Below are 12,669 nucleotides of genomic sequence, written 5' to 3'. Positions count from 1 at the left end.
TTGCAGAGTCACAATGAGCGGGTAGCTCGGCAAATTTTTTAGTGGATAAAATATTCATAGATTTACAGCTGATTCGTTGGGCCCAAAATTAGCTGTCTGTCAGATTAAATATTGACTATTACACTTTACATATAATAGGGGTACGTTAACGATATAGGGCAAATTATACTGGGTTTTTATAAAACCCTTTCTAGACAATGGTTTTTACGTGATTCCCATTTATACCACTTTTCTTAGCTTGCACTAAATTTTACATCTGGGCATCAAACGATACCCAGATGTAAAATGTTTAGTCTGGATGCTGGTTATTAATTTACCCTTACACGTGATATTTTGCCATCCAGGCCATTGTTGCGGATGAATGTCACCCTTACATATTCATCTTCGTAAGATTTTTCAAATGTGTCAATGACGTATTCTGGTGACATTCTTTTTACATTAACAATGCAAAAGTCATCATCAGTGGCGCCATTGGGAGAATCATACACCCTGATTTCACAGCCAGGTCTGACATTATAAATTTTTGTAGATCTGATCTCATCATTTTGAATCGGACGGAAATCCTGACCAGGAGCGTCTTCAACAGCTTGAACGAGGTTTTGAGTTGCGTTGTTGCCTTCATAAAATGCAATGATACCCATGATAATAGCGATTTTGAGGTGAATAATGAAAAATTTAAAACAAAAATTTATTATGAGAATAGATAGTGTGAATGGGGAATAATACCTGATTGATACAGTCCAGATTAAAACGCAAACGAATTACAGGAGTAATTTTTTGCTCTTTGTGATTAAAGTGCAAAGGAAGATAATTAAAAGGTTTTCACTATTGGATCATAAGAACAAGCTAAACGTCTTCATATTGAAATATTGAGGTAGTTTCTATGAGACATGTGATCATTTGAGTACTGCTATAATTTAGCAGTTAGTTATCCGAATTTAGATAAACTTTAATGAATAACAAAAAAAATGTGATTGGCATTGCAGCAGATCCAAAGTTAATGAAGCACGCTGTAGTCTTATTGGCTTGATGGCGTGCGATTCAGAGGGCATGGCTCTCCCATTTTTTTAATTGTCTAACAACAGCCGGAAGCTTGAACCAGTAAAGATTCTGGCTGTTTTGATATCTTTTACCGGAATATTTTTTATACTTTATTTACGTATAGTCTTCTATTCAATAACCTAAAATGAAGATATGCCTACATGCCAGTTTTAATACCAATATCAATTATTACTAGCCTGATTTATTTAACTTTCTATATTCTTTAGGCGACATTCCCATTAATTTTGAAAACATCCTTGAAAAATAATATTGATCATCCATTCCCAGTTTGAATGAAGTTTGTTTGATGCTCATATCTGTGAGCACAAGATATTGACAGGCTTTCTGTATTTTAAGGTTATTGAAATATTCAATGGGAGAATAGCCCGTTTTTTCATGAAAGATGGCGGAGAAGTAGGAAACCGACAACTTTGCAAAGGTGGCAAATTCGTGTAGGGTTACCCGTGTGTCCAGTTTTTTCTGCATCAGGTCAATAGTGGATGATACTACATCATGTTTATTACCATTCCAGTCATAGTTGAATTTATCTTCGTAAAGTATGGAGGAGAGAAAGTGATAGAAGATCATATTTACATACCGTAGGTTATCCATTGTATAACCACGTTCCAGTGTAAGGCATATATCCTGGAATAATTTGATCCTGTTTTCATTATAAGGAAGATAAGGTTTGTAATTTTTTACATGTTGCAGGATCAGGTCAACAATAAAAGAAGAGGTTTCTCCACCGAAATGTATCCAGTATATTGTCCATGGATCATCTTCCTTTGCGGAATAGGTATGTGGAGTGCCCATCGGGATCAGGAAAAACTGGGATGGGGATATTCCTTCTTTCTTTTTATCGATTTCAATCCACCCGCTGCCTTCTACACAATAGATGAGAATATGCTGGTTTACCCCGTGACTACGTTTGATATAGTGTCCACTGGCCTTGGGATAATATCCTATGTCGGTAATATATATCTGCCTGGTAATAGGGTCTCTGGTAAGAAAATCAATCCGTATCTTTTTGGGAAGTACGATCAATTGTTCCCCCTGGAACCCTTGCTTCCGCTTTATAACTTTATCCTTCATGCCTGAACGTAAATTTTTTTCATTATTTGAAATATAGGAAAAAAATCCATTATATTCAGAATTTTCCCCATTTTTAATGTAGGTATAAACCCGGACATTTGAGACATAGAAAGTTTAATGGGCCTTCAATCAGCTCATAATGCTCAGCTTATTCACTATTCCATGTTACTAGTATAATTAATATTTACCATCAGAAACCAATAATCAAATCGGCTATCAGCAAGCAATACTGACAAGTCAGCTACAACTGTTGAGCTGCATCTCGGGTGCAGTTAAACCCTGAAAATTGTTATGTATTCCTGTTCATGATACCTGCTTACATTAAAAATGTTAAATGAGACGTTATGAAAAACATGATCCCCCTGTATCTTCTTGTTTTAGCTGTATTTACCTGCCTGCAGGTTAATGCACAGCAAAAGCAGTTGCATGGAAGAGTGCTGGATGCCACATCCGGGAAGCCACTTCCATTTGTTTCTATTACTAATATTAGTAACAGAAATGGCTCTATGAAAACAGATGTAACAGGCGATTTTACCATCCAGTTTACGGGAAAAATTTCCCTGGTATTCAGTTTTGTAGGTTACAAATCGCAAACCGTAACTGTTGCAGGAAACGATACCGCATTAACTGTATTATTGAAAACAGAGATTGCTGGTTTGGATGAAGTAGTGGTGATTGGTTACGGAGAACAGAAGAAAAAAGATATTACCAGCGCTGTGGCCAGTATTTCAGGCAAAGAACTCAGTGAAATGCCCGTTACTACTATTAACAGTGCATTGCAGGCAAGGGTGCCCGGTGTGCAGGTAATGAGTACCGGTTATGAACCTGGTGGCGGAACAAGTATTAAGATAAGAGGAGTCAATTCTATCACCCAGGGATCTGGCCCTACTTATGTGGTGGATGGCGTAATCTTAACCGGTGATATCAGGGAAATAAACCCCTATGATATAGAATCCATAAATGTACTGAAAGATGCCGCTGCTGCAGGTATTTATGGCTCAAGGGCAGCAGAGGGGGTAGTGATCATTACCACCAAAAAAGCAAAGGCTGGCAGGGCCAGTGTCGACTATAACGGTTACTATGGTATACAGCAGATATACAGGAACTACGATTTTGTGGATGCTGCTACCTATGCCAATATCAGAAGAATATCTATGAGTGATGAAGATCCGGTAGCATGGCCTTTGAATAGTCCCAAAACAGATTCCGTTCTTTTCAGTGCTACAGAATTGAAAAGTCTGGCGGCAGGCAAATCCTACAACTGGGTAGATGCCATCACGCAGGTAGCACCTATGCAAAGTCATACGCTGAGCATCTCTAATGGTATTGGTAAAAACAAGTTCTATATGAGCGGTAACTATCTTGATCAAGATGGTATTATTATCGGCTCTAACCTGAAGCGTTATTCCCTTAAAGTAAATATAGAATCTGATGTAACAGACAAACTGAAAGTAGGGGTAAATACCAATTTTTCCCACCTGGATAATCAGGTGGTAAGTAACCAGGCTTATGAGAATGCACTTTCTATGAGTCCACTCCGCCCGATATATGACTCCTTGGGTAAACCTGTGATAGAAATAGATCCTAACAGCGGCAAGGTAACCGTGAATAACCCGGTGGTGCTGGCAAAAGATGCGATCAATAATAAAGTAGATGACCGCCTGATCGGTAATATGTACTTAGAGTATACTGTTATTCCAAACCTGACTTTCCGCACCAATATAGGCGCAGATATTTATAAAGACCAGACTTTTCAATATCATCCACGTACTACAAGTGATGGTTTTGAGAAGAATGGAGTAGCAGATGTGCAGAATTTTGGCTACCGCGACTGGCTGATAGAAAATACCCTTTCCTATCATTATAGCCCCTCTGAAAAACATTCACTGGACCTCCTGGGTGGGTATACTTTCCAGAAAAGAAGGCAGGAATGGAATGATGAACAGGCTTCCGGTTTCCCTACAGATGAACTGACGTATAAAGACATGAGCCTGGCTAATAAAAGAGACCAGATCCAGAGTGATTATTACAACTGGGCGATAAATTCTGCATTAGGTAGGGCCATCTACAAATTTAAAGATCGCTATATTCTTAATGTAACCGCACGATATGATGGTTCTTCCAGGTTTGGCGCGCAAAATAGGCATGGCTTTTTTCCTTCTGTGAGCGGTGCATGGCGCCTGATAGATGAGCCATTCATTGGCCTGAAGTTTAAGTCCAGGGTAAATGACCTCAAGTTCAGGGCGAGCTATGGTGTGATCGGTAACCAGGATGTAACGTACGACAGAATCTTTGAGCGCCTCAACTCCGCAGCTTATCCCTTTAATGGCAACACGCAGTCTACCGGTTATCAATTAGGCTCCAATCAGGGTAATCCGGCCTTGAAATGGGAAAGCCAATACCAGTTTAATAGCGGCTTTGATCTGGCAATGTTTAATTCCAGGGTACAATTAACCGTTGACTACTACAATAAAAATGTACATAACCTACTGTTGGAACAAGATCTGGCGCTTTCACAAGGATATGATACCAAGATGATCAATGTAGCTTCACTGAATACAAGAGGTATTGATATCGGTATTAAACTTTCTCCTATACAAACCAAGAACTTCGACTGGCAGGTAAGCCTCAATTTCTCCAAATATAAATCCAAAGTTACGTCATTGCTGCCCGGACGTGATTCCCTCAGCCCTACACTGAAAGTGGGTGAAGCTCCCAACAGCCTGATCGTGGATTATGTTTTTGACGGAATATATAACAAGGGAGATGATTTTACACTGAACCCAACCGGCAAGCCAGGTGATATAAGAATCAAAGATCTTAACCACGACGGCATTATCAACTCATACGATATGACCATTGTTGGTCGTACTACCCCCAAAGGCTGGGGAGGTTTCTGGAACTATTTCAGGTATAAACAATTATCCTTGACCGTATTCACTACGTATATGTACGGACATGATATTTATAACAAAGCCTATACAGATTATCTCTATGCCAGCGGGCGTAATGTGATCCTGAAGGAAGGCTTAAATTACTGGACACCGGAAAATACTAAAACAGATATTCCACGCCCGAATGCATTTGGCAGTTCACTGAGAACATTGCCTTCAGGTTCTTCTAGCTATGCGGTGGAAAAAGGTGATTTTATCCGTGTTAGGGACATCACGCTGGCGTATAATTTTTCATCATCCTTATTAAGTAAGGCAAAGATAAGATCCTTGCGTGTATATGCCCAGGTAATGGAACCATTCCTGTTTACAAAATACAAGGGAATTGACCCCGAAATAAGTACGGGCCAATACGATATCTATCCAAGGTATAGAACCATATTGTTCGGAGCGAATCTGGGGTTATAATCATAAAGCTTACATGTATGTTTAGTAAATGTTCAACACTCAATAAGATCTTTACGATCCTTGTTATAATGACTGGTATTATTCTTTCCGGATGCGACAAACAACTGGATATCAAACCAGAAAAATTTATCTCCCCTGAACAGCTATATAAAGATGAAGCGGGAGTGAAATCCGGTGTTGTGGGAATTTACCGGCAGTTGCTGGAGTTAAAGCGTGGCGATTATGTAATTGTAGGAATGGTGGGAACAGACGAAGCAAAAATGACCACCTTTGTACCTACCTGGGGTCCTTATTGGCAAGGCTTTTCCGCTGTAAATAGTTACTCTCCTTTAATGACAGGACAAAATGATGTGGTACAGGGTTTCTGGTCATTTTCATATAAAGGGATTACGAATGCCAATACGGCTATCAGATATATTCAGAAGGCACCGGTGAATGATGGTATTAAGAACCAGGCTATTGGCGAGGCAAAGTTTCTCCGGGCGCTTTTCTATTTCTATCTGGTACAGTTATACGGAGGAGTGCCCATGCCTACCGAAGTACCTGATGTGGTAGCTGATCAGAAAGGCGGTTTGCCGAAAAGCAGTGAAGAAAACGTGTATAAGCTAATCGTAGAAGATCTGCAATTTGCAGCAGCGAACCTGAGTAACAAAGGTGATAAAAGCCAGGAAGTAGGAAGGGCCACGAAAGAAGCTGCTATAGCCTTACTAGGTAAAGTATATCTTACCCGTAAAGATTATAAGAATGCCAAAGCCACCCTGGAGCCATTGTTAAATTCACCTAATGTAACGCTACTCAGCAATTATGCTGATCTGTATGTAGAAGCAAATGAGAATAATAAAGAATCCCTCTTCGAGGTACAGTTTTCCAATGAAAATAATAATACCAGCAATCTGGCTAATAACCTAGGATGCTGGCAGATAAACGCTGCTAACTTGCCCGGTGCCGGTGGCCATGTCATTATTCCTACAGACTATTATTTTAACAGTTTTGAAGAAGGAGATAAAAGAAAAGATGCCACTTTCCGTAGCGTCTTTTTTGACAAGGACGGTAATCCGGTAGATTATTCCTGGTGGGCGGATGTTGGCAAACCACACGTTAAAAAATTCGATATCACCAAAGATGTTTCTACCAGCGGTTCTTCTTCCTCCCGTAACCTGTATTACCTGCGACTGGCAGATGTAATACTGATGTACGCAGAAGCTGAAAATGAACTTGGGGATGCCGGTAATGCACTAACACAGTTAAATATAATCCGTAACAGGGCCGGTTTGGCTAATTATGAGGAGGTGCATAAAATAATCCCCGACCAAACCCAACTGAGGAAGGAGCTAATGATGGAGCGTATGCGTGAACTGGGATTTGAAGGATGGAGATGGTTTGACCTGAAAAGAAGCGGTACACTGCTGTCGGAAGTGAAGACAAATAACCCGGATGCCACGCCGTTTATTACAGAGAAAAATTTATGGTACCCACTGCCTACAAAAGAATTTCAGAACAACTCGTCTTTACTGCCATCAGATCAGAATCCAGGCTACTAATTTCATGATGATACTAAAAAGAAATTTGCAGAAGAAAAGGTACTGGTGTATTGCCGGCTGTTTATTGGGGGTACTGCTGTCAGTAAAGCTCATGGGGCAACAGGTGCAGGCAGGTAAAGACAGTACGGTACTCGTTAACAGGCAGGTGAAGCTGATAGTGGATCACTTAACAGGAAAAGTGAGTTACCATTTTCAAAACGGCGTTCAACTGGATAATACCATTGCCAGCATAGAAGATGTGAACACCGGCTACCTGCGTAGTGCAGACTTTGCAAAGCATCACACCACTACTACGCCCGTGAAAGATGTTTTTGGTACCGGCATCCGCGTAACCATTGAACACTCGGATAACCGGCATCTGCTGCAGCTGACACAGTTTATTACCCTATATGAGGAGCAGCCTTTTTTGTTGATCAGCGCCGAAGCAACAACTGCTAATGCGTCAGGAAAATTACCGGAAACACGCAATATATCACCGCTGGCAGTGTTGTCTGCACAGCTGGGGCATGCATATATTCCCGGCAATGAGCCACGTATACTTGATGTGCCTTTTGATAATGATAACTGGGTAAATATCCTGACCAGAGAGTGGCCAAAGGAGACGTCCTCTCCGGCAACAGGAATCAGCTATGAGTTTACTGCCTTATACGAAAAAAATACCCTCTCAGGCCTGGTGGTAGGCAGTATTACACATGATTGTTGGAAAACAGGCATCGTGTATAAAACAGGTACTGCAAAAGGGGAGCTTGATTCCTTCTATATTTTCGGGGGCGCTGCTACTGAAGATAACAAGGCATTACCGGCAGCTTACGGCGGATTGGATGGTACCCATGATCACGCCCCTCATGGTACCCTAACAGGTGAAAAGGTAACCTCACCATTAATATATCTTGCCGGTACAGAAGATATCCGGCAGAACTTTACAGGTTATGGCGCCGCTAATGCAAAATTAGCCGGCGTCCTTTCCTGGAAAGGATATGCTCCCTTTTACTGGAACAGCTTTGGCGTGGAAGGAGTACTGGGATATGAAAAGGTAATGATGCCTGCCAGTATGGCCAGAATATCAGACTTTATTCAGTCACTCGGCAATTTTAACAAATATGCAAAACCCGTTCTGAGCATAGATGCTTACGATCAGAATATTTATACTACAGAGATACTGGCGTCTTTAGGCAGATATGCCAAAAAAAGGGATCAGCAGATAGGTTTTTATTTTATCCCTTTTGCTTTGTGGACCTGGAAGAATTCGATAGACCAAGAAGTACTGAAAGGAACTAATATCCCTTTGAAGGAGGTAGTGCTTAAGGATAAAAATTTCAATCCAATTGCCTATAAAGATGGTGATTGGGCTGCATTTGCCATGGACCCTACACATCCGGCAGTACGTGAGTATATCATCTCCCAGTTAAAGAAAGCCAAAGCTATTAATGCGTCTTTTATTAAAATAGATTTCTTATCAGCAGGCTCACTGGAATCTACCACCCGGTATGATAAAAGTGTACGCACTGGTATGCAGGCTTATAACAAGGGAATGAAAATGCTCAAATCTTTGATAGATTCTATCATGGGACCTGATATTTTTATTACTATGGCCATTTCCCCAATGTTTCCGCACCAATATGCGCATGCCCGTTTTATTTCCACGGATGTATATTCTCATTTGAGGGATGACCAGTCTGGATTTCCGCATTACGGCAGTACTGCGGCATCTCTGGCTAATGGCACGCACATGTGGTGGGTACAAGGTACCCTTTGGCCATATACGAACCTGGATGTGGCCATTATGAAAAAATTCCAGAAAAACCCGGAGTTAACAGAACAGGAAGTAAAAGTAAGGATATACGCTATGATGGTAATGGGTAGTGTTTTGGGAGATGGATCTGATTTCAGAGATAAGCTGGCCGCGGAACGGGCCAGAAAATACCTGGACAATCCGGAAGTATGTGCTTTTTTCAGTTCTCCTAAAGCATTTACCCCTCTGAAAATGTCTGATGGTGAAAGCCAGGACCAGCAACTTGTTTTCCTCCTGAAAGGGGATACTACGATGTTAGGGTTATTCAATTTTGCTACACAACAGGAGTTTAAACAAGTATTATATACAAAAGACCTGGGATTAGGTAATACAAAATATATAATGACAGATCTTTTAACCGGTAACGCATTCGGACAGATAGAGAAAGGACAGGATGCCTTTTCCCTTACTGTGCCTGTTAAAGATGCCGTGCTGGTTAAACTGATACCTGTTAACGATTAGCAGTAAACGGAAAAGTAAACTATATGGAAGTTGTTAACGCATGGATGGAGAAAGTATCCATTCCTACCTATAAGGTTGGAAAACCAGAGAAAAACCCAATGTTCCTGGAAAAAAGAGTATACCAGGGAAGCAGTGGTGTGGTATATCCTCACCCGGTAATTGAGAAGATTGCTGATGAAAAAACGGAAGAGATATATACGGCCGTATTCCTGGAAAATGAATTCCTGAAGATTATGATACTTCCGGAAATAGGAGGCAGGATACAACGGGCTTATGACAAAGTAAAAAAACGTGATTTCATATATTACAATCAGGTGATCAAACCAGCTTTAGTAGGGTTGGCTGGTCCATGGATTTCAGGAGGCATAGAATTTAACTGGCCCCAACATCATCGTCCCAGTACTTTTGAACCGGTAGATTATACCATCCAGGAGCATGCAGATGGCAGTAAAACGGTATGGGTAAATGAAACAGAAGTAATGTTCCGCACAAAAGGTATGGCCGGGTTTACGTTATATCCCGATAAAGCTTATCTGGAAATTAAGGGTAAATTATTTAACCGTACCCCTTTCCCGCAAACATTCCTCTGGTGGGCCAACCCCGCAGTAAAGGTAAATGATCACTACCAGTCGGTTTTTCCTCCGGATGTTTACGCGGTTTTTGATCACGGCAAAAGAGACGTATCTGATTTTCCTATTGCCACCGGCACTTATTACAAAGTGAATTATGCACCGGGAACAGATATTTCGAAGTACAGTACCATTCCGGTACCTACCTCTTACATGGCTATACAATCTTCCTATGATTTCATGGGCTGCTACGAGCATGATACACAGGCAGGGATGTTGCATGTGGCAGATCATCATATCTCTCCCGGTAAAAAACAGTGGACGTGGGGAAAAGGTGATTTCGGTTTTGCATGGGACCGGAATCTGACAGATGAAGACGGTCCATATATTGAACTAATGACCGGGGTGTTTACAGACAATCAGCCCGACTTTTCCTGGCTGCAACCCAACGAAGGAAAAACATTTGAGCAGTATTTTATGCCTTACGCACAAATAGGCATCGTAAAGAATGCGACCAAAGAGGCGATGCTCAACCTGGAGTGGCAAGACAATGAAATATATATTAAAGTATACACTACCGCCCGTTATAGACAGGCGGTTATCCGCCTGCTGCAACGCGGGCAAACAGTAAAGGAATACGAAGCGGACTTGTCACCTTATGAGATATTCGATACCGTATTTATCACTGATGATTTTGGCAAAGCGGAAGACTGGAAAGTAACCGTAACCGACAATACCGGCACGTTGCTGGTGGCCTGGCAGCCAGACGTAAAAGAGGAGAAAGAAGTGCCAGCTGCAGCCATGGCCGCCAGCCTGCCTGCTGAAATTGAACAGGTGGAAGAGCTTTATCTGAATGGCCTTCATCTGGAACAATACCGTCATGCTACTTTTAATCCTGCTGATTATTACGAAGAAGGATTGAGAAGAAGCCCCGGAGATGTGCGTTGTAACAACGCTATGGGATTATTATTACTGCGCCGCGGACAATTTAAAAAGGCCGAACCTTACTTCAGAACGGCCATCCGTACGCTTACGAAAAGAAACCCGAATCCATATGATGGGGAGCCATATTATCATCTTGGCTGGTCACTAACACTACAGGGACGACTGGATGAAGCATATGATGCTTTTTATAAAGCTACCTGGAACGATAGCTGGCAGGGCAGCGGGTTTCTTTCACTGGCAAGGATAGCCGCACACCGGCAGGAGTGGGGTAAGGCGTTGCAGCTGGCAGATAAATCGCTTGTCAGTAATTATCATAATCATACTGCGCGTCATTTAAAGGCGGTATTACTGCGGAAAAAGGGACAGTTGGAACAGGCGCTTTATTTTATAGGCGCTTCGCTGGAAATAGATCTGTTTAACTACGGCTGTATGTTTGAAAAACATCTGGCGCTGAAAGCGATGCATCATGAACAGGAAGCAGCGGCAGTATTGGAGAAGATGCGGTCGCTGATGCGGGATGCAGTGAACAATTATCTTGAGTTGTCGCTCGACTATGCACATGGAGGTTTTTACGGGGAAGCATTGCAGGTATTAAATTTATATCTTTCTATCCGGCAGGAAGTATCACCGCTGGTATATTATTACATGGGATGGTACTCCTGGCAGTCAGGAGATCAGGATAAGGCAAAGGCGTATTATGCTGCAGCCGCACTGCAAAGCCCTGATTATTGTTTCCCTAATAAGATAGAAGAAGTACGGATACTGGAAAGTGCTATTGCTGTTAATCCAACAGATGCCAGGGCGCCTTATTACCTGGGCAACTACTGGTATGATAAAAGACAATACCAGGAAGCCATTAACTGTTGGGAAGCTGCCGTTAAGCAGGATGACAGTTTTTCTACCGCTCATCGCAACCTGTCACTGGCTTATTACAATAAGGTGAATAAAAAACAACAGGCCGTTGTCTTTATGGAAAAAGCGTATGCACTGGACCGCAAAGACGCACGCATTTTAATGGAGTTGGATCAGTTGTATAAGATTACCGGCCGTAGTGTGAAAGATAGACTTGCCTTATTGGAATCTGCGATCGATCTTGTAGAAGAAAGAGATGATCTTTATCTTGAAAGAATAACTTTATATAACAGCCTGCAACAATTCGGCAAAGCCAAGGAGTTACTTGCTGCGAGGAAATTTCATCCCTGGGAGGGAGGGGAAGGGAAAGTGGTGGGACAGTATATTCTTTGTCATACGGGGTTGGCCAGGCAGGCATTACAGCGAAGAGCATTTGCGGTAGCGCTGGAACTGCTGCAGGCATTAGCGCAATATCCTGAAAATCTGGGAGAAGGTAAATTGTTCGGCGCGCAGGAAAACGATGTTAACTTTCTGTTGGGGTGTGCCTATGAAGGATTGAAAATGGAAGAAAAGGCATATTCTTTTTTCAAAGCTGCTACAACAGGTGTTAGTGAGCCCACACAGGCCATCTATTATAATGACCCTCAACCGGATAAGATTGTATACCAGGCATTTGCATGGTTAAAGTTAGATGAGCCAGAAAAAGCATGTACTATTTTTGAGCAATTTATCCGTTTCGGGGAGCAGCATTTGGAGGATAAAGTGAGTATCGATTATTTTGCGGTGTCTTTACCTGATATGCTAGTATTTGATCTGGATTTGGATCTCAGGAATAGTATACATTGTAGGTACCTGATTGGCCTGGGCTACCTGGGTCTTGGCAATGATGCGCAGGCGGTGAAATATTTGGAAGAAGTGCTGCTGCTGGATGTGAGCCATCAGGGAGCAGCCACTTATCTGCATATGATACCTTTCCTGAAAGAGATAAATGTATTGACGATTTAATCCGGATTAAA

General features: G+C 41.8%; 6 protein-coding genes. 4 read left to right on the top strand and 2 right to left on the bottom strand.

All coding sequences use genetic code 11. From position 1 onward, the window contains the following. Positions 1–308: 308 nt before the first annotated feature. The gene (locus tag ACDQ55_RS18910; RefSeq protein WP_420983067.1) at positions 309–641 is read right to left on the bottom strand and encodes a hypothetical protein; all 333 of its coding nucleotides are present in this window, start codon (positions 639–641) and stop codon (positions 309–311) included. A 592-nt stretch (positions 642–1,233) separates the two neighbouring features. Then, entirely contained in the window at positions 1,234–2,133 is a 900-nt protein-coding gene (locus tag ACDQ55_RS18905; protein WP_420983065.1) for an AraC family transcriptional regulator, read from the bottom strand. 344 nt (positions 2,134–2,477) lie between these two features. On the opposite strand from ACDQ55_RS18905, the gene ACDQ55_RS18900 reads away from it, so the two are divergent. Genes ACDQ55_RS18900 through ACDQ55_RS18885 form a run of 4 tightly spaced genes read left to right on the top strand, consistent with a single transcriptional unit; the run spans position 2,478 to position 12,658 of the window. Further along, positions 2,478–5,492: a SusC/RagA family TonB-linked outer membrane protein gene (locus ACDQ55_RS18900; RefSeq protein ID WP_420983064.1), complete on the top strand. Its 3,015-nt coding sequence runs from the start codon at positions 2,478–2,480 to the stop codon at positions 5,490–5,492. A gap of 17 nt (positions 5,493–5,509) precedes the next feature. Continuing rightward, entirely contained in the window at positions 5,510–7,033 is a 1,524-nt protein-coding gene (locus ACDQ55_RS18895; RefSeq protein WP_420983062.1) for a RagB/SusD family nutrient uptake outer membrane protein, read from the top strand. Between the two features lie 25 nt (positions 7,034–7,058). Beyond that, positions 7,059–9,287, top strand: a complete 2,229-nt coding sequence (locus ACDQ55_RS18890) for a hypothetical protein (RefSeq protein WP_420983061.1) — start codon at positions 7,059–7,061, stop codon at positions 9,285–9,287. A 23-nt stretch (positions 9,288–9,310) separates the two neighbouring features. Then, entirely contained in the window at positions 9,311–12,658 is a 3,348-nt protein-coding gene (locus tag ACDQ55_RS18885; protein WP_420983060.1) for a DUF5107 domain-containing protein, read from the top strand. The last annotated feature ends 11 nt before the right edge of the window (positions 12,659–12,669 follow it).

Source organism: Chitinophaga sp. 30R24 (genome assembly GCF_049056765.1).
Taxonomy (GTDB): Bacteria; Bacteroidota; Bacteroidia; order Chitinophagales; family Chitinophagaceae; genus Chitinophaga.
Note: the sequence above shows the minus strand (reverse complement) of the source record. Positions and strands in the feature narration are given on the sequence as shown.

Excerpts from the sequence above, each read along its gene's own strand:
- ACDQ55_RS18900 (WP_420983064.1), top strand. The coding sequence starts at position 2,478 with ATGAAAAACATGATCCCCCTGTATCTTCTTGTTTTAGCTGTATTTACC.
- ACDQ55_RS18895 (WP_420983062.1), top strand. The coding sequence starts at position 5,510 with ATGTTTAGTAAATGTTCAACACTCAATAAGATCTTTACGATCCTTGTT.
- ACDQ55_RS18910 (WP_420983067.1), bottom strand. The coding sequence starts at position 641 with ATGGGTATCATTGCATTTTATGAAGGCAACAACGCAACTCAAAACCTC.
- ACDQ55_RS18885 (WP_420983060.1), top strand. The coding sequence starts at position 9,311 with ATGGAAGTTGTTAACGCATGGATGGAGAAAGTATCCATTCCTACCTAT.
- ACDQ55_RS18905 (WP_420983065.1), bottom strand. The coding sequence starts at position 2,133 with ATGAAGGATAAAGTTATAAAGCGGAAGCAAGGGTTCCAGGGGGAACAA.